Raw genomic sequence first — 19,216 nt, forward strand, 5'->3', positions numbered from 1 at the left:
CAGCCATTCAAAACATTAAAAAAACAGCTCAGCGTAGCACCAGCTTATGCCACAACCGGATCATACCAATGACCTGTTTCACCTGGCGGCAAATTATATAAACGAAACAAACCGTCATATCTTTCTGACCGGAAAAGCCGGAACAGGTAAAACAACTTTTCTCAAATACATCAGGGGAAACACATCTAAAAATACTGTCGTAGTTGCGCCTACCGGTGTTGCAGCCATCAATGCGGGAGGTGTGACCATGCACTCCTTTTTTCAACTGCCCTTTGGCCCATATGTCCCATCAGGTGCACACCTGTTCGGCGTAGATAATGGCGTAACGGATACGCATGCCCTTTTCAGGAATATCCGTTTCAATTATGAAAAAAAGGAACTGATCAGGGAAATGGAACTCCTCATCATCGATGAGGTCAGCATGGTGCGCTCCGATACACTGGACGCTATCGACGCTATTCTACGTCACTTCCGTAACCAGCCACTGGTGCCATTCGGCGGTGTGCAGGTTCTATATATAGGAGATCTGTTTCAGTTGCCACCCGTGATGCCGGACGATCAATGGCAGTTACTGAAAGGACACTATGAAAGCGTGTTTTTCTTTCATGCACGTGTCTTGCAACAGGCACCGCCTATATATATTGAACTGAAGAAGATCTACAGGCAAAATGAACGTACTTTCATCGATATACTTAATGGTGTGCGTAACTGTACACTTGACTGGGAAGGGATTACAACCCTGAATGAACGCTATGATCCACAGTTTACAGGAGAAGGTGATCAGTACATCGTACTCACTACACATAACCGCCGTGCAGATGAAATCAATGCCGCACGGCTCGCAAATATGCCAGGGGAGATCTATCGCTTCACCGGTGAAATAAAAGGTGATTTCAGTGATAAAGCGCTACCTACAGATATGCTTTTGCAAATCAAACCCGGTGCACAGGTGATGTTTATCAAAAATGACCTGGCTGAGCCACGTCGTTATTTCAATGGTAAACTGGCTACTGTAGAACGTGTGATCGATGATAATAAAATTGTAGTCGTACTGGCCGGCAGTAATGAAACACTGGTGCTGGAAAAGGAAACCTGGCGCAATATCCGGTACTCGCTGAATAAAACAGAAGGTACGGTAGAGGAAGAAGAAGTGGGCAGTTTTACACAATATCCTATCCGGTTAGCGTGGGCTATTACCATTCACAAAAGCCAGGGGCTAACCTTCGAAAAAGCAATTATTGATGCCGGGAATGCTTTTGCTCCCGGGCAGGTATATGTGGCGCTCAGCCGCTGTACTTCACTGGAAGGCCTGGTACTCAATACCCGGATTCATCCTGGCGCAATCCGCACGGATGAAAAGGTGCTGGATTATTCTAACAGGGAAACTGAAGTAGGCCACCTCTTTGCCAACCTGGAAAAGGAGAAACTGGTGTTTTGGGCGGCACAGCTGATAAAGCTATTCAGTGCCGAAAAGATTGCATCTGAACTACAATTGCACGCTATCTGGCTAAGAGATAAGAAGATGAATGGAATGGAGAGCGCCCTCACCCTGAGCCGTAACCTGCAACTAAAAGCGACGCAGTTACAGGATGTAGGGAACCGCTTCCGGACTCAGTTAGAACCTTTGCTGGATCAATTGCTGACTGATGGGGATACTACATTGCTAAAGGAAAGAGTGACCAGGGCAGTGGCTTATTTTACCCAGGATATGTATGAAGGACTTATCCAGCCTATCCGGCGGGAATTGGAACTGGTAAAAGATATTCCAAAGATTAAGAAATATACAGCCCAGCTGATGATGCTGGAAGAGTTCCTGTGGAACCGGTTGTTCAGATTCGTAAATGCCAGTTATGGTGATTTGCGTTTTAATGAAGGATTACCGGATTATGCAGCAATGCGTACGCCTGCAAGGGAAAAGGAAAAAGAGAAGGCAAAGAAACGGGAGGCAGGTGGTAGTCGCAGGGATTCTGTAGAGATGTTCCAGGCAGGGCAGTCATTAGCTGATATTGCAACAGCCAGAAATCTGGCAGTGAGTACCATTGAAAGCCACCTGGCAGATGCCATCGGGCAGGGAGAGCTGGAATTAAAACAGGTACTTAGTGAGGAAAAAATTCAACTGATCCTGCCTTTGGTGAAGGAAATGGGCGTAACGGCATCTGCACCTGTTAAAGCGAGATTGGGAGATAATGTTAGCTGGGGCGAAGTGAGAGCTGTACAACAGTATTGGAAGAAGGCAACAGAGAAAGAATAAATCACACACATTAACGTTCTTACCGCCTGCTACATGCAACCAGCGGTAGGAACTTTAATTTTTAAACACGCAATCATTATTATTCCTTAATTTTGGAACGATAATTCTAAAATATATGTCAGACAGGAAAATAAGACTCAGCGTACTAGATCAATCTCCCATCCGCAGAGGCTCCAACGCAGTTGAAGCCCTCCAGGAATCCATACAATTAGCCAAACTGGCGGACCGCCTCGGCTTCACCCGCTACTGGCTTTCAGAACACCACAACACCCGGGCACTCGCCGGCGCCGCGCCTGAAATACTCATCGCCCGCCTGGCAGCTGCTACCAAATACATCCGCCTTGGTTCCGGTGGCGTTATGCTACCGAACCACAGCACCCTGAAAGTTGCGGAAAACTTCCGCCTGCTGGAAGCCCTCTATCCTAACCGTATTGACCTCGGTATAGGCCGTGCTCCCGGTGGTGACCGCCTCACTGCACATGTACTCAATCCATCCAACAGCTTCGAACCCAGGGAGTTCGTACAGCAAATTCACGATCTTGAAGGCTACCTCACCGATAGCGATGCCCTTGGTACCGTTCACGAAAAGGTAAAAGCCATTCCCCACATCGACACCTTCCCCGGTTTGTGGATGTTGACCAGCAGTGGGGAAAGTGGTCTCCTGGCTGCAAGGCAGGGTTGGGCTTTATCCTTTGCTCATTTTATTTATCCGGTAGGCGGTCCGCAGGCAGTGAGAACTTACCGGGATCGTTTCCAGCCTTCTACCTTCCTTTCTCATCCGGAAGCCAACGTGGGTATCTTCGTTTTCTGCGCTGATACTCAGGAGAAAGCAGATGAATTACAAGCCATGATGGACTACCGCCTTCTCAGTCTTGAAAAGGGCAAATTTGACGTTTACCCCACCTGGGAAGAGGTGAGAGATTACGAATACACGGATATGGAATGGCAACGTGTGATGGCTAACAGGGCCCGTATGATTTCAGGTACACCTTCCAATGTGAAAATGAAATTGACGAAGTTGGCAGATGATTATCAGGTAGATGAGATTGTCATTGCTACTATGGCTGACAAAGCAGAGGACCGTTTCCGTTCATATGAGCTGCTGGCAGAACAATTCCAACTTGAAACCAGGAATACTGATTGAAAAAAAATAATACATAATGTGCGTATTATCCGGTATACTTGTTGTAGTATGTCGGGTGGCTCCTATATCAGATGCCAGGTAGAATTTAAACGTACTGCTCATACGCATGGAAAAGCAATTAGATACTGGCAACTTCAGTGAAAATAATAATGAAGAATGGATGCGCTTTGCACTCCTGTCAGCCGGACTGGGTACCTGGAACATGGACCCTTTGAAAAAGGAAGTAAAATGGGACGATCGCTGCAGGGAACTGTTTGGGTTTCCGGAAGACCATGTGATTGAATACCAGGACCTCCTGAAGTACATCCATCCCGATGATAAAAACAGGGTTGATCAGGCAGTCACCAATGCTTTACAACCCGGAAGCAGCGGAGAATATTCCGTGCGGTTTCGTACCATCGGTGCGCAGGACAAAAAGCATCGCTGGCTCGATTGTAAGGGAAAATCCTATTTCCATCCCGATGGCACTGCCTACCGCTTTGCCGGCACCGCACAGGATATTACGAAAGAAATCGAAGACCGGGAAAGGGAAGAGCTGATGATCGCCCTTGTCGAAAACAGCCCTGACTACATGGCTGCTGCTGATAACCAGGGACGCTTTTTCTATATGAATACCGCTGGCAAAAAGTTGCTTGGTATTTCTGATGAATTTGATATTACTACACTTGTCAATAAAGAACTTTTTCACCCTGCTGATTTCCAGTTCATGAGTGATGAAGTATATACCCACCTTCTCGCAGGTAGAAAATGGTCCGGCAATATTCACATCCAGCATATGGTGACGAAAGAGCGCATACCTTGTTATGCCGACTTTATCGCTATTAAGGATGCGGATTCTGACAAGATTATTGGCCGGGGCGCCACTCTCCGCGATCTGCGACCTGCACTGCAGGCAAAACAGGAGCAACAGAAGTTACTGGCCCTGCTGGAAAACAGCCGCGATTTTGTGAGCCTGTCTGATGAAGAAGGCATCGTTACTTACGTAAACCCTGCCGGACTTCAACTCGTTGGATTAGATAGCCTGGAAGATGCGAAAAGGTCCAATACCGATTTCCTCTTCCCGGAAGTGACGGAAGCCATTATGCACGAAATCAATACAGCTGTTATAGAAAAAGGACAATGGTCCGGCGAATTGAATTATCGTCATTTTAAAACCGGCGAAGCGATTCCGGTATCTGTTACCACTATGCGTGTGCTGGACACTGTAACCGGTGTCTCACAGGGCAAAGCCACTATTTCCCGCGACCTTCGCCAGGAAAAGGTGATTCGCCAGCAACAGATTGAAAATAAGGTAGAACTAGAGCGTATGGTAGAAATGCGCACCAGCGAGCTAAAAAAGGCCAATATCGACCTGAATATTGTGAACCAGAACCTGGAGCAGTTTGCCTATGTAGCCAGCCATGATTTGCAGGAGCCGTTGCGTAAGATCAATATGTTCTCCGCACTCCTGCAGGATAAATACCAGGACCAGCTGAACGAAACCGGTATGCGCAATCTCGGAATCATCCGGAATGCCGCTACCCGCATGACTACATTGATTCAGGACCTCCTGGCCTTTTCACGGGTATCCCGCCAGGATCACCTGTTCGAAGCCGTAGCGCTTCATAAAACCATCCAGCAGGTAGTCGCGGACCTGGATATCCTTATTCAGCAAAAGGATGCCGTGATTGAGATGGATGCCCTATGCACCGTACAGGGTATTCCGTTGCACATGACACAACTTTTTCATAACCTCCTGAGCAATGCACTGAAATTTACACAGCCTGATAAACAACCGCTTATTAAGATCCATAGCCGCCATTTATCCGGCCTGGAAGTAGCGGAACATCCGCAGCTGCAGAATGGAACGCCATACTGCGAGATCCGGGTAACTGATAATGGTATTGGTTTTGCACCCAGCTATGCGAAAAAGATCTTTGTAATATTCCAGCGCCTGCATGGAAGAGGCGAATATGAAGGCAGCGGTATTGGACTGGCCCTATGTCAGAAAATCGTGACCGCGCATCATGGAGTGATCTATGCCGAGTCAGAAGAGGGGAAGGGAGCTACATTTATTGTGATCCTACCCGTTTTTATCGGTTGATAGCCAGCGAATTCGGGCTTTCTGTTCATATATTACATATTTATTATAAAATATTCATATTTTTGTAATAAATAATAGATCCTTTCCTATGAAGAAACTTTTGCTGCCGGTTTTAATGATCGCGATTGCAATCTCAGCCTGTACTAAAGAAGGGGCTACAGAGGGTGGTACAGACAATAACACCGATACTACCGTTACAACCCCGGCTACCGGAGCTGACAGCGTTGTCACCTTCCAGGATGTTAACATTGGTTGGAGCCCCAATAGCAGTACTTACGGACGTGTATTCTCATCCTTTACAGGAACTGTTTATTTAGACAATGCAATTCCTGATACAATGGGTAAATATATTGATCTTGCGTTCAATTATCTCGGAACAATTCAGATGAATTTCCTGAGTCCTGATGATGCATCCTTTGATCTGGATATTACAGGTGCAAAGACGTCGCTGGTACGCAATTATGTACCTGCTGATACCTTTGCCGTATCTGCTTTTGATACGCTGACACATGCGGTGACTTTAAAGAAGCTGTATGTGACAAATGATGAAAATACTTTTGGCGCGACTGATCTGCCACTACTGGTATTCTTTAAGAATGGAAACGGGAAAAAGGGGATTGTGAAGGTAAAGAGCCTGGCTTCAGATCATATTGTCGCTGATGTGAAGGTACAATACTAATAAACGTATATACAAAAAAGCGCTTTTGCCGAAAGGGAAAAGCGCTTTTTTATTTTAAGTAAAATGTAACCCTTTACTATTGACTATACCGTGTATGAATATACGGTGCATTTCATGTAATAGTGATTTTTCGTGGTAGACTGCCTGTAGCTGGTAGTAGTATAACCTTGTCAGCAAGAATTTATCCAGGTCGGGGTTGTAGATGTTTTCTGATAACCCTCTTTCTATATTACGCACTACAAAAGGGAAAATTTCTGAGTCACGGAAATATGACAATCTTAACCATTGTTCCATATAGTCATTCTGTAATTCAGCGATAAGCGTGGGATTAAGCATTGCAAGCGTATCTTCTATAAAGGTGAAATAAGTTTGCAATTCAATCACTGCATTAAAGGAAAATGAAGGGATCATGCGCAAATGCTTTCCGCTCTTACTGATCCATTCGGCAAGGATGTCGCGTATCAGCGCTTCTTTGCTTTCAAAATAAGTATAGAATTCCCGTTTTTTTATCTGACAATGACTACTGATAGTATCGATGGTAGTCGCCTGTAATCCATGCTTAGCGAATAACCTGGAGGCAATTGTCATGATCCGTATCATTTCCTTTTTCATTAGATATGTGTATTATAAACTACCTGTTGCTTTTTTGTAACTGGCTTCATTAATCCTGTATTCCACTTTTGCATCAATGAGACTGCTGTATGCCTGTTGCCAGATGACCTGAGCTTCCTGTACATCTTTGCCGGTAATGGTACCTGCTGCAAAGCGGTCATTGGCGAGTTTCAGGTTCTCATCTGCCTGTTGTAATGAGAGCAGGGAGAGATTTACCTTGCGGGAAGACTGATTCAGTGCAAGGTAAGCCTGTTGTATTTCCAGGTCTACCAGTTCTTTCGTGTCAATGAGTTGTTGCTGCTGTGCAGCAAGTTTCAGGGTTTGTTCTTTGACTTTTCCGGATTTTTTACCCCAATCGAAAATGGGCACGCTGATACTGGCTAATCCAAAATAGGAGCCCATGAAATCACTGCCGTCTTTAAGATTGACACCTTTGCCGGCGGTGGCAAGCCCACTGAAACCAACACCTATAGTGGGGCGTGATTCTGCCTTCAGGAGCTGCTTTTGCAGTTGACCAGCTTCGATGGCCTGATTCAATAAGAGAATCTCCGGTCTTTTATCGCTTCCATTACTTTGTAATGATTGTGTCTGAAAATCGCCTGAGATACTGTCTGCAATGATAAAGCTTGTGTTGCCTGCCATACCGGTGAGTTGTGCAAGACGTAATTTAGCGAGTACCAGGCCGTCTTCTGCTTTGGTAATATTGAGTTCCGCTTCATTCAGATTGACATCCACTCTTAACAGGTCATTCTTGTAAATGAGACCTGCATCATAAGAGTTTTGAAGATCCTGGTGGAGTACTTTCAGCATGTCTCTGAAGCGGTTGGCGAGTATGATCTTCTCCTGCACCTGTATCACCTGCCAGTAGGCAGTTTCTACATTGAGTAATACCTGCGAGCTGGTGAGCACACGTTGTGTTTCTTTGATCTCAACGCCTTTGTCGGCAGCTGCTTTGCCTGTCCTGATCTTACCACCCGCATAGATGGCTTCTGAAGCGGTCACCATGGCACTACCAAAATAATCGGGGATCAAACCATTCAGTGCACCTCCGATTGGTTTGCCCAGGTAAACGCCTGTGACAGACCCGTCTATAGTAGGATATGCATTGGCAGCAACTGATTTTGCGGCTGCTTTGGCGGCATCTATTTCGTATTGTGCCGCCTTCATTTGCCTGTTTTGTTCCAGTGCCATTTTGCGGGCATCTTCCAGAGAAAGCTTGACTGATTGCGCGTGCAAAAAGAACGGACTACAAATCAGGACTATTATCATTAAGGCCGTTTTGGCTGGTTTGTATTGAATATCCGGTGTGCCTGTCGTCTCGTTCGGATGACGTACGAATAAATAATATAAGACCGGTATGACGAATAATGTCAGTACCATAGATACGATCAATCCTGAAGCCAATACACTCCCTAATGGTGCCCATAACGGTGATTTGCCAGCGATCATTGGAACGACCCCGATCGCTGCTGCTGCAGAGGTCAGGAATATCGGGCGCATACGTCGTTTGGCTGTGGCGAGTGCAGCGGCCTTAATGCTATAGTGATGATCTCTTACTAATTCATCTGCATAATCTACGAGGATGATACCATTTCTTACAACGATTCCAATCAGACTGATAATACCCATAAAGGCAGTCATACCCATAGGATTCCCGGTAATGTACAGTCCTAAAAAAGCGCCTAATAAACTCAATGGGAAAGTAGCAAGAATGATCAGTGTCTTACCAAAAGTTTTAAACTGAAAGAGCAGTGTAAGTAATATCAATAACAGACTGGTGCCTAATGCTAAACCCATGCCCGGAGCATTGTCTGCAGAGGATTCTGCATCACCACCATATTCGATATGCACGCCATCCGGGAGGGATAATTTTGCAATAGCTGGTTGTACTTTCTTTAAAATATCGGACGCCCTGATGCCACATTGTGCTTCGGAGAGTACGGTGAGGGTACGTAATCCGTTTTTATGTGCAATGACACCGGTGTGCCAGGAAGGCGCGATCTCAGCTACCTGTTTTAACAGAACTTTATTGATATGCAGATTACCCAGGTCACTGAAATTCGTTCTATTGGCAGTATCTAACCGAAGATAAACATCTATGGGTTTATCGCCTTCCCATAATTGTGTCACAGCAAAACCTTTCAGACCTGCTCCCAAAGTTTGGGTAATGGCCTGATTGGGTATACCGAGACGGGCAGCATCCTCCTCTTTTATCTTCAGGCTGATACCAAGATAGTCATCTTCATAATCGGAGCGTACCCAATTCGTACCTTCAGCATGTTGTAAGATATCTTTTACCTGTTCTGCTACTTTTTTTTGATCATTCAGATCCTCACCTACAATACGTACAGCAATAGGTGAGCCTTCCTGCATACTTAACTGACGCAGACGTACATAACCATCCGGAAGAAATTTATCGAAGATGGGCAGGTATTTTGCCACCAGTTCATTTGTCGCGTCACTGCTCACTGTATTGATGAAGACCTGTGCAAAATTGCGTCTTGGCATCTCAGGTGCATAAGTTACATTGAAACGGGGAGAGCTGGTGCCGATAAAGCTGGCTGTATTCACTACGCGGCTATCTTTCTTAAGTTCTGTTTCGACTGCCTTCACCACCTTTTCTGTTTCTTCCAGAGAGGTGCCGTTGGGCATCCATATCTCTGCATTGAATTGTTTACTTTCACTCAGCGGAAAGAATTCCTGGCTGACTTTACCTGCTAATACCAGTGCCAGCACCAGCGCCAGAACAGCAACAGATACAGTGATCTTAGGGAAGCGGAAAGCGATTTCAATTCCTTTATTGAAAGTCTCCTGCAATCTGTCTAAAAGACTACGTTTATTACTCCTGTTGTTCATCCTATGCTTTAATCCCTGTTTGATAAAAACATAACAGGTATACGGCGTCACAAGCAAAGCCACTGCCATAGAGGTAATGAGTGCGACAGCTACCGTTACCGGCAGGGCTGCGATAAAGTCTTTTGCGATGCCAAACATAAAAATTGCCAGGGGTGCAAATGCAAACACGATCGCCAGTGTAGCAGTAAAAATGGGCAAAGACAACTGCTTTGCTGCCTGCCAGGCAGCCGTCCATGGAGTAATGTCTTCATCGAGTTTTTCAATGTAATTGTCTACTACCACAATGGCATTATCCACGACCATACCCAATACAATGATCAGTGCTGCCAGTGTAACCTGGTGCAATTCAATACCCATGATATTGATGAGACCAAACGTGATCAGGATAGAAATAGGCGCTGCAACCGAAGCTACAGCTGCTACACGGAAGGGCAGGAGTAACATTACAACGAGTATTACAGAACCGATGGCCAATCCAAATTCACGCATGAAGTGTTTGATGCTTTCATCCACTACTTCGGGTTGATTGACGATGGTGTTGATCTGGATATCGTCAGGTAATTTGGATTTGATTGCGGCCAGCTTTTCTTCTATAGTATGTCCAAACTGCACGATATTATTACCGGGCTGCATTTCGATGCCCAGCATCAATACCCGGTCATTGCCTACACGAATGTATGAAGATGGTTCTTCGTACCTGCGGGTGATGGTCGCTACATCTTTCAGTCTTACGATGGTACCGGTAGGGGTGGTATAGATGATCTGTTCAGCAATATCTTTCTCTGTTTTGTACTGGCTGTTTGTAAATACCGGAATGGTATTGGAATTGACAGTTACTTCTCCGGAATAACCGGTCACGTTCTCCATTTGCAATGTGCGTACAATAGTAGACAGGTCAAAGCCGTATTGTTGCAACTGTTCATCATTTATAGTGACATAGATCTGTTGTTGCTGTCCACCGGAACGATTGATCTTGGATACTTCAGGAATAACTTTAAGACCATCTTCAATTTTATCCATGTACTTCTCCAGTTCTGCATAGTTGCGGATGGGAGAGGAAACGGTAATGATCTGTGCTGTTACATCGCCGAAGTTGCTGTTGACTACAGGGCCAATAACGCCTGAAGGAATATTTGATTTGAGTGTTGTATTAAGGCCGTGTTGTAAAGTGCTCCAGAACTTCTTACGGTCTTTAACTTCAGTATGCAGGTTGACGGTAATAAATACCTGTCCGTCTTTCGTTTGTGAGGTTGTTTTCTTCTTATCTATTTCTTCGAAGGAGAAAAGAAATTGTTCGATTTTATTCGTTACCTGTTTCTCCGTTTGTACTTCGTCGGCACCCGGATAGAAGGCATATACCATGGCGACAGGCATATCAATCTTTGGATTTTCCGAACGGGGCATATTCAGGAGGGCATAGAGTCCCAGCAGGAGCAGCATACCCATGGCTACCAGCGTCACCTGTTTATATTTCATGGCAGCTTCAATGAAGCTGATTCTTTGTCTTTTCATTTAGCCTTGTTTAAATGATTATTCAACCGTCACGGTGCTTCCATCTTTGAGGTGTGATTGTCCGTTTGTGATCAGCAGATCGCCTTCCTGTAAACCGTTGGTGATGATCACTTCATTACTGCCAGTGAGCAGACCTGCGGTGATCCTTTTGCGGATGGCCTTGTGTTGTTCATTGGCGATGTATACATAAGTGAGGTCGTCTGCATCTCTGACAATGGCGGTAGCAGGAATGGAGATGGTGTTGACGGTTTTGCCTGTATTGATATATACAGCTGTGAGCATGCCGGGTAACAGCCGGTTATTGCTATTGGCCAGTTTTATTTTGATGGTATATGTCCGGGAAACAGCATCGGCTTGTGGATTGATGATAGTGATCCTGCCGGGAATGGTGTCCTCAAGTGTTGGAATGTATACCTTGGCATCCATACCATTGCGGATAGCGCCTACTTCAGTTTCGGGTACAGTGATCTTTGCGGTGACGATATCAGTTTTGATAATCGTGAATGCAGGAATACCGGGAGCGGCGGTACTGCCTTTTTCTATCTTTCGTGCAGTGATGATGCCGGAGATGGGTGCGTATAATTTACTATCTGCAATGTGTTTGGCATTAATGCTTTTGTTGGCTTGTGCCTGTGCGAGTTTAGATTTTATCTCGATATAATCTTTGGCGGGCAGACTTCCTTTCTGGTAAAGGTCATTGAGACGACGGTACATGTCTTCAGCCTGGTCCAGGGAGGCATTTGCAATGGCCAGTGCATTGTTGTATTCAGTGGCATCGATACTGGCCAGCAGTTGTCCCTGTAGCACATGGTCGCCTTCCTGCACACTGATGTTATTAACGGTACCGGCTACAGCAAAACCGATGTCGGCGGTGTTGTCAGGTTCGATGGTACCGGAATAACTTAACTGGTGAGGAAGCGGATCCTTTTGAATGCGAATGGTTTTTACTTTAACCGGATCGGACTGTGGTTGCTTATCGGCTTTGGTGCCACAGCCAGCCATCAGGATCACCATTAGAAATAAAGATGCCTGCCTTACAATCAATGTCATAAAATTGGTAATTGAAAATTGAACAGATGATTTCACATGGCAAAGGTGGGTGTAATAAGGCGGAGAAAAAGGTTAGAAAATCGGTAAAAATGGTCTGAATGTCGGTTCATTATTTATAGTTGAAATAAATAACAAGGCCGGAATATGATTATTCCGGCCATTCCTTAAACCTACAACTGTTACACTGTGTTGTAACACTAACCTTTAGTATTTTCGCTGAATCTGTCTGTACTCTTTAGGCGAGTGGCCGACGAATCGTTTGAAGTATTTTCCGAAGAATGACTGATCACTGAAGTTCAGTTCTTCTGCTATTTGAAGGATACTGAGTGTCGTGTCGCTAAGCATGCGTTTGGCTTCGAGTATCACAAAGTGATCAATAATTTCTCCTGCTGTTTTTCCGCTGATTTCTTTGACGGTTTCAGTCAGGTATTTCGGTGTTACATGCAGCTGTTCTGCAAATGCCTGTACATTGCGTTGTTGTCTGAAATGCTGTTGAACATGCGAGGTAAATGCCATGACAAGATTTTCTTTGCGGGAAAAGTCGGCATGGTTGATCCTTGCATATTTCTGTCCCATACCGCCTAGTTCGTACAGTAGGCTGGCAAAGGCATGATAGAAGAGTTCCTTACCGTAGGTATGAGTATTGTATTCTTCAGTACGATGTAGGAGCAAATTGAAGGTGTTGGCAATAGTGGTAGCATCTTTATCTTCCAGTTGCCAATGAGGACAATATTTCGTACTAAAGTAGTTCATAAGATCGAGTAGCTTATCGGCGAAAATCTTGCTCATGAAATCTATGGTGGCAGAGATACCGCAGAGGATGGCATTGTCATCCATTGCAATCACCTGTTTCAATGCGTGTGGGGCGGCGAGCAGGAGGCTGTTAGGCTGCAAAATATGCTCTTCGAGGTTGATGGAGATAGTGAGTGTACCTTTTACAACTAGGAGGATGCCCAGGAAGTCAGACCGGAAATTGTTCCGCAACGCAGGGATGTCCATGAACCGGAGATTGCAGTTGACAGCAAACCCGGGTACGGTTGACTTCAAGTCAATTTCTGTATCCTGCACGAGTTCTGAATGTTTGTAAACATTCGCTCCCTGTTTTTTACCTGTCATGCTTCATAATTGTGGTCTTTGAATCCGGATGTAAAGTTCTGATTATAAATTTAAACCAAAAGGTTCAATAGTCGGCAAAACTGGTCTAAAAGTCGGTTTGATTCCGGTAAATTTTCATTGTCTGATTGACAATTAAAAATAATATGCCTACCTTGTTTTGAATCCATGTTAAAATAAATGAAACGGTCTCGCTTTACAATCATGCTGCTCATGACGGCTGCCTTTGCCCATGCCCAGCAGCACATTACAATTGATGTCAATAAAAAGGCGCAGGTAATAGATAATATAGGTTCTTCAGGTGCCTGGTTTTCGGAGGGGATCGGTAAATATTGGCCGCCGGAGATACGGGAGCAGATGGCCCGTTGGCTCTTTAGTAAGGGATTTAAGAAGGATGGTTCGCCGGAGGGGATCGGGCTTTCCAGCTGGCGGTTTAATATTGGTGGTGGTACCGCGGAGCAGGGGGATAGTAGTGGAATAAAGGATTTCAGGAAGCGGGCGGAGTGTTTTTTGAAACCAGATGGCACCTATGACTGGTCTAAGCAGTTGGGGTATCTTTGGTTTACGAAAAAGGCGAAGGAGTATGGGGTAGAGACATTGATCGCATTCTCGAATACGCCACCGGTATGGATGAACCAAAATGGGTTGGGGTATAAGACGGAGAAAGATCATCGATCTAATCTGAAGGTGGATCAGTATGATGCATATGCGGCATTCTTAGCAAATGTGTATCAGCATTTTGATAAGGAAGGATTACATTTTGATTATATCAGTCCTGTGAATGAACCCCAGTGGGATTGGAGTCATCCATATATGGATGCGGATCAGGAGGGGACTGCGTGGACAAATAGCGAGGTGATAAGAATTGCAGGGGCGTTAGATACTGCACTTAATAGGGTGCGTGCCAATACGAAGATATTACTTTCCGAAGCAGGGCACCTGGAGTATTTGTATGCGCAGGAAGGATCGGCTTCGCACCAGATACAGGCATTGAAAGCCGGTGGTGTTTACAGGCTTTCTCATGTACCGGCTATTATTGGTGGGCATAGTTATTTTACAGATAAAGGCGATAGCAGCAGGAGAGCGATTCGTAAACATGTGGCAGATACGGCATCTAAATATGGCCTGCAGTACTGGCAAACGGAGTATTCCATGTTGGCAGACGGATACAAAGATGGGCATGATGGGCCGCGTACGGCTATGGATTGTGCGTTGTTCCTCGCGAAAGTGATGCATGATGATTTTGTGTATGGAAATGCTGCGGCATGGCAGTTTTGGAATAGCTGGGAGCCGGGAAAGGCAGATATGGATACAAGGTATTATCTGGTGGCATTGCATCCAAAGGATAAAACGTATAAAGATGGTACGGTGACGGCGGTAAAGAATTTGTGGGCGCTGGGACAGTATAGCCGATTCGTAAGGCCGGGAATGCAGAGGGTGATGGCGGAGAGCGGGGATGAGAATGTGTTGGTGAGTGCATTTGTAAGTAAGAAACAGGTGGTGTTGGTGTGTGTGAATTATGGGGAGAAGGCCGTTTTAGTGAATACGGAGGTGAAGGGAAGAAAGGTAAAGAAGGTGAGGTATTATGAAACCAGTAAGCAGGAGGATATGAAATTGCATGAAGTTCGTGCAGGGAATGAACCGATTGAACTGAAGGGGAGAAGTGTGGTGACGGTGGTGATGGAGTAGGAAGAGTAGTAGATATTTGGAGGCTCGTAAAACAAGGTTTTACGAGCCTTTGTTTTTGAGTAAAAGTGTGAGTAGTGGAGGGTTTGGGAGAAATGAACAAGGAATGAACAGAAAAGTAATGGGGGGAAGATATAGATTTGGAGGATGAACATAGAGAAGTATTTATACGAAGCCAACGAAGACCGGACCACGTTCACATTTGAAAGCCTGGGGCCAAATGGGACGATTAGCAAGACGATCAAATACTTTGAAGTAGGACGGCTACCTGATGGAACTCCAATTCTAAATTTAGGATTTGGTGATGCTGATGATAGTCCGAATGAGTTTAATGATAGCATTACTTCCAATAATGGAGATAGAAGTAAGGTTTTAGCAACAGTAGCAAATACTATTTTCAATATTTTCAGGCATTGGGGTAATGCAATGATTCTTGCTATAGGAGGAACACCCGCCAGAAATAGATTATATCAAATGGGCATAAATGCAAACAAAGCGGAGATTGACTCTCAATTTGATATTCTAGGCAGAACTCCCATGGGCTGGGAGTATTTCAGGAAAGGAATGAATTATACGGCATTTATGGCCAAAAAGAAAAACTATAAAATTGAATAACATGACTAAACAAGTACCACTTACCTGGGAGGAATATTGTAGTAAATTCCCCAAACCGGGCATTTTAATAATGAACCCGGAACAATAAGCTGCTATTAACAATAGCCCTTATTTTAAAGAAAAAAATGAAAGGGCCATACGTATTCTGAAGGAACATCCACTCCCCTGGGGTGAAATCATCTGGAAAGATTAAATTCCCTTCAAAAACCAACCAACACCCCCATTAGCACATTTAAACCAATGCGCTAATGGGGTTTTTATTTTCGTCTTTTCTCTCCAATAGGAATGTATAGGACAGTTGCCCCAACCCCATTCCCTACATTTGAAAAATCAGATAGTGCAGCCACTATTCAAATTCCACTGTTAAACTAGATAAAAACCACAATTCCACTATTTATGCAAGCTATTCTTGGTGTATTTTTTCATTTCATCGGAGGCTTTGCCTCGGGCAGTTTTTACATCCCATTTAAAAAAGTTAAAAACTGGGCCTGGGAAAGTTACTGGATAGTAGGCGGATTCTTTTCCTGGCTGATCGTGCCCTTCCTTGCTGCATGGATCACCATCCCCGACTTCCTCAGCATCATCCGCGCCACTGATGGCACTACACTATTCTGGACTTATTTAATGGGCGTATTATGGGGCATCGGCGGTCTCACCTTCGGTCTTACCATGCGCTACCTGGGAATGTCTCTTGGAATGTCTGTAGCCCTCGGCTACACTTCCGCCTTCGGTGCATTGATCCCGCCTATTTACAGGGATCTTTTCACCAGTGACACAGCCCATACTTTTTCATCCATGATCCATCACATCAGCGGACAACTCGTCCTGGCCGGTGTGGTCGTTTGTTTATTCGGTATCGCCATCTGTGGAAAAGCCGGGATGATGAAAGAAAATGAACTGTCAGATGATGAGAAGAAAGAGAGCATATCTGAGTTTAATCTGAAGAAAGGATTGATCGTAGGTACTGTATCAGGCATCCTCAGCGCCTGTTTCAACTTCGGTATCGAAGCAGGAAAGCCAATGGCTGCCATTGCGATCCAACAGGGATGCAACCCGCTCTTCCAGAACAACGTCATTTTCGTGGTGCTGCTCTGGGGCGGTTTAACCACCAACCTGTTCTGGTGTTTGCTGCTGAATGCACGTAATAAAACCTTCAGCGATTATACCAATAAGAAAACGCCGCTGGCAGGCAATTATTTCTTTGCTGCTATAGCCGGCACGACCTGGTTCTTCCAGTTCTTCTTTTATGGAATGGGCGAGAGCAAACTGGGGAATGGCGCCAGTTCCTGGATATTGCATATGGCATTTATCATTATGATTTCCAGCCTGTGGGGAATTACATTGAAAGAATGGAAAGGCGTGAGTTCAGCGACGTTTAAAACTATCCTGGCAGGTGTATTGACAATTATGATTTCAGTGTTGCTGGTGGGGTATGGTAATTCACTAGGATAATAATAGAGACAAAATATTTAAACATACATACATGATTCAGTCTGTAAATTTCAAGCACGTAAGCTACTTATGGGATGAGGAAAAGGCCGCCGCACTGGCTGGTGACGAAGTAGGCCTGTTAATCTACCGCTCTAACCTCCTGGGCGCAGATCTTCGCTTAACAAATTACGGAGGTGGTAACACTTCCTGCAAAGCCATGGCCAAAGACCCGCTTACCGGAAAACAAACAGAAGTGATGTGGGTAAAAGGCTCGGGTGGTGACCTCGGCACCCTCAAACGTAGCGGACTCGCCGCTTTGTACGTAGACCGCCTCCACAGCCTCGAAAATATTTACAAAGGCATTCAGATGGAAGATGAAATGGTAGAACTCTTCAACCATTGCATCTACGATCTTAAATCCAAAGCCCCTTCTATCGATACTCCCCTGCATGGCTTCCTGCCATTTAAACATATCGATCACCTGCATCCGGATGCTGCCATCGCTATCGCAGCAGCCAAAGACGGTGAACGCATCACACAGGAGCTCTTTAACGGCACCATCGGTTGGGTACCCTGGCAGCGCCCCGGCTTCGACCTCGGCCTTCAACTCCGCCAATGTCTGCAGGAGAACCCGGGTATCAGGGGCATCATGCTCGGCTCTCACGGCCTCTTCACCTGGGGGGATACCGCCTACGAAAGCTATATCAATACCCTCGAAGTAATTGAGCGTTGCGCTTCTTACCTCGAAGATAATTATAACAAAAAACGCCCTGTATTCGGTGGTGCTAAAAGTACTCCTGCCGCTCCTGAAGTACGTAAAAAACAAGCCGCTGCACTGGCACCTGTTTTACGTGGACTTTGCTCCGGCCATACCCGTATGATCGGGCACTTTACCGATGATCCGCGCGTATTGGAGTTTATTAATTCCAACGACCTCGACCGACTGGCACCATTGGGTACCAGCTGTCCTGACCACTTCCTGCGTACTAAAATCAGTCCGCTGGTGCTGGACCTGGATCCACAGGCATCACTCGATGACGCAGCTACTGTAAAACAACAACTGGAGCCTGCATTTGCAGCTTACCGCCAGATGTATACTGAGTACTACAACACCTGCCGTCATGATAACAGCCCCGCACTACGTGATCCTAATCCGGTAGTGATCCTCTATCCTGGTATCGGTATGTTTACTTTTTCAAAAGATAAACAAACTGCCCGCGTAGCTGCTGAATTTTATATCAACGCTATCAACGTAATGAAAGGCGCAGAAGCTATTTCTGAATACACCGCCTTACCCCGCCAGGAAGCATTTGATATAGAATACTGGTTGCTCGAAGAAGCAAAACTGCAACGTATGCCTAAGCCGAAAGCTTTATCTGGTCGCATTGCCCTGATAACAGGCAGCGCTGGTGGTATCGGTAAAGCAATTGCTAAGAAATTCGCTGACGAAGGCGCCTGCGTTGTCATCAATGATAACGATGCCGGCCGTCTTGAAAAAGCAAAAGTCGAATTCCAGAACCAATACGGCCCCGATGTATTTGCTGCAGCTATACTCGACGTGACTAAATCTGCTGATATCAATGAAGCATTCGCTGTAGGCGCCCTGGCATTTGGTGGGGTAGACCTCGTGGTAAACTGCGCTGGTCTGTCTATCTCCAAACCACTGGAAGCACATACCGAAAAAGACTGGGATCTGCTGTATGATGTACTGGTAAAAGGTCAGTTCCTCGTTACGCAGGCTGGTGTAGCAATCATGCGTAAACAGGACATGGGTGGCGATGTGCTGAACATCGTAAGCAAAAACGCCCTCATGAGTGGTCCTAACAATGCGGGATATGGTTCTGCTAAAGCTGCACAGCTACACCTGAGCCGCCTCAATGCCGCTGAATTAGGAAAAGACAATATCCGTGTAAACGTAATCAACCCTGATGCTGTGATCGCTGATAGTAAAATATGGGAAGGGGATTGGGCTGCAGGTCGTGCCAAAGCATATGGCATCTCTGTAGAAGAACTGCCTGGTTACTACGCAAAACGTACCCTGCTCAATCAGATCATATTACCTGAGGATATAGCCAACGCCTGCTTCGCACTGACTGGTGGCTTGCTGAACAAGTCAACCGGAAATGTGGTGAATGTGGATGGCGGTGTGGCGACAGCATTTGTAAGATAAACAACCCCGGCAAG

Annotated in this window: 12 protein-coding genes; 8 read left to right on the top strand and 4 right to left on the bottom strand. The window is 45.5% G+C overall.

Going from position 1 to position 19,216, the window contains the following annotated elements:
- Positions 1-46 precede the first annotated feature (46 nt).
- From SIO70_RS18085 to SIO70_RS18100, 4 genes are all read left to right on the top strand, one after another.
- Positions 47-2,251 (top strand): helix-turn-helix domain-containing protein, encoded by a 2,205-nt coding sequence (locus SIO70_RS18085; RefSeq protein WP_320572952.1) that lies wholly within the window; start codon positions 47-49, stop codon positions 2,249-2,251.
- A 115-nt stretch (positions 2,252-2,366) separates the two neighbouring features.
- The gene (locus SIO70_RS18090) at positions 2,367-3,395 is read left to right on the top strand and encodes an LLM class flavin-dependent oxidoreductase (RefSeq protein WP_320572954.1); all 1,029 of its coding nucleotides are present in this window, start codon (positions 2,367-2,369) and stop codon (positions 3,393-3,395) included.
- A 106-nt stretch (positions 3,396-3,501) separates the two neighbouring features.
- Positions 3,502-5,478 carry a PAS domain S-box protein gene (locus SIO70_RS18095; protein WP_320572957.1) on the top strand — a complete coding sequence of 659 codons (1,977 nt, stop codon included), beginning with the start codon at positions 3,502-3,504 and terminating at the stop codon, positions 5,476-5,478.
- Between the two features lie 88 nt (positions 5,479-5,566).
- Positions 5,567-6,157, top strand: coding sequence for a hypothetical protein (locus tag SIO70_RS18100; protein WP_320572959.1), 591 nt, complete (start codon positions 5,567-5,569; stop codon positions 6,155-6,157).
- A 54-nt stretch (positions 6,158-6,211) separates the two neighbouring features.
- Here the strand turns inward: SIO70_RS18100 and SIO70_RS18105 are convergent, their stop codons facing one another.
- The 4 genes from SIO70_RS18105 to SIO70_RS18120 all read right to left on the bottom strand — a co-directional run bounded on the left by SIO70_RS18105 (position 6,212) and on the right by SIO70_RS18120 (position 13,303).
- Positions 6,212-6,769 carry a TetR/AcrR family transcriptional regulator gene (locus SIO70_RS18105; protein WP_320572961.1) on the bottom strand — a complete coding sequence of 186 codons (558 nt, stop codon included), beginning with the start codon at positions 6,767-6,769 and terminating at the stop codon, positions 6,212-6,214.
- Between the two features lie 12 nt (positions 6,770-6,781).
- Positions 6,782-11,137 carry an efflux RND transporter permease subunit gene (locus SIO70_RS18110; protein WP_320572962.1) on the bottom strand — a complete coding sequence of 1,452 codons (4,356 nt, stop codon included), beginning with the start codon at positions 11,135-11,137 and terminating at the stop codon, positions 6,782-6,784.
- An 18-nt stretch (positions 11,138-11,155) separates the two neighbouring features.
- Positions 11,156-12,187: an efflux RND transporter periplasmic adaptor subunit gene (locus SIO70_RS18115; RefSeq protein ID WP_320572964.1), complete on the bottom strand. Its 1,032-nt coding sequence runs from the start codon at positions 12,185-12,187 to the stop codon at positions 11,156-11,158.
- Between the two features lie 204 nt (positions 12,188-12,391).
- On the bottom strand, positions 12,392-13,303 hold the full coding sequence (locus tag SIO70_RS18120; protein ID WP_320572966.1) for a helix-turn-helix domain-containing protein: 912 nt from the start codon (positions 13,301-13,303) through the stop codon (positions 12,392-12,394).
- Between the two features lie 177 nt (positions 13,304-13,480).
- Between SIO70_RS18120 and SIO70_RS18125 the strand changes: the two genes are divergently transcribed.
- The 4 genes from SIO70_RS18125 to SIO70_RS18140 all read left to right on the top strand — a co-directional run bounded on the left by SIO70_RS18125 (position 13,481) and on the right by SIO70_RS18140 (position 19,202).
- A complete protein-coding gene (locus tag SIO70_RS18125) occupies positions 13,481-14,989 on the top strand; it encodes a glycoside hydrolase (RefSeq protein WP_320572968.1) in 1,509 nt (502 codons plus the stop codon).
- A gap of 144 nt (positions 14,990-15,133) precedes the next feature.
- The gene (locus SIO70_RS18130; RefSeq protein WP_320572969.1) at positions 15,134-15,601 is read left to right on the top strand and encodes a DUF6934 family protein; all 468 of its coding nucleotides are present in this window, start codon (positions 15,134-15,136) and stop codon (positions 15,599-15,601) included.
- A 396-nt stretch (positions 15,602-15,997) separates the two neighbouring features.
- The gene (rhaT, locus tag SIO70_RS18135; protein WP_320572971.1) at positions 15,998-17,053 is read left to right on the top strand and encodes an L-rhamnose/proton symporter RhaT; all 1,056 of its coding nucleotides are present in this window, start codon (positions 15,998-16,000) and stop codon (positions 17,051-17,053) included.
- A gap of 31 nt (positions 17,054-17,084) precedes the next feature.
- The gene (locus SIO70_RS18140) at positions 17,085-19,202 is read left to right on the top strand and encodes a bifunctional aldolase/short-chain dehydrogenase (RefSeq protein ID WP_320572973.1); all 2,118 of its coding nucleotides are present in this window, start codon (positions 17,085-17,087) and stop codon (positions 19,200-19,202) included.
- Positions 19,203-19,216: the final 14 nt, after the last annotated feature.

Origin of the sequence: Chitinophaga sancti (genome assembly GCF_034087045.1) — a bacterium.
GTDB classification, from domain to species: Bacteria; Bacteroidota; Bacteroidia; order Chitinophagales; family Chitinophagaceae; genus Chitinophaga; species Chitinophaga sancti_B.

What these genes read in the sequence shown, in the direction of transcription:
- SIO70_RS18085 (WP_320572952.1), top strand. Translation starts at nt 47, where the DNA reads ATGCCACAACCGGATCATACCAATGACCTGTTTCACCTGGCGGCAAAT.
- SIO70_RS18090 (WP_320572954.1), top strand. Translation starts at nt 2,367, where the DNA reads ATGTCAGACAGGAAAATAAGACTCAGCGTACTAGATCAATCTCCCATC.
- SIO70_RS18095 (WP_320572957.1), top strand. Translation starts at nt 3,502, where the DNA reads ATGGAAAAGCAATTAGATACTGGCAACTTCAGTGAAAATAATAATGAA.
- SIO70_RS18100 (WP_320572959.1), top strand. Translation starts at nt 5,567, where the DNA reads ATGAAGAAACTTTTGCTGCCGGTTTTAATGATCGCGATTGCAATCTCA.
- SIO70_RS18105 (WP_320572961.1), bottom strand. Translation starts at nt 6,769, where the DNA reads ATGAAAAAGGAAATGATACGGATCATGACAATTGCCTCCAGGTTATTC.
- SIO70_RS18110 (WP_320572962.1), bottom strand. Translation starts at nt 11,137, where the DNA reads ATGAAAAGACAAAGAATCAGCTTCATTGAAGCTGCCATGAAATATAAA.
- SIO70_RS18115 (WP_320572964.1), bottom strand. Translation starts at nt 12,187, where the DNA reads ATGACATTGATTGTAAGGCAGGCATCTTTATTTCTAATGGTGATCCTG.
- SIO70_RS18120 (WP_320572966.1), bottom strand. Translation starts at nt 13,303, where the DNA reads ATGACAGGTAAAAAACAGGGAGCGAATGTTTACAAACATTCAGAACTC.
- SIO70_RS18125 (WP_320572968.1), top strand. Translation starts at nt 13,481, where the DNA reads ATGAAACGGTCTCGCTTTACAATCATGCTGCTCATGACGGCTGCCTTT.
- SIO70_RS18130 (WP_320572969.1), top strand. Translation starts at nt 15,134, where the DNA reads ATGAACATAGAGAAGTATTTATACGAAGCCAACGAAGACCGGACCACG.
- rhaT (WP_320572971.1), top strand. Translation starts at nt 15,998, where the DNA reads ATGCAAGCTATTCTTGGTGTATTTTTTCATTTCATCGGAGGCTTTGCC.
- SIO70_RS18140 (WP_320572973.1), top strand. Translation starts at nt 17,085, where the DNA reads ATGATTCAGTCTGTAAATTTCAAGCACGTAAGCTACTTATGGGATGAG.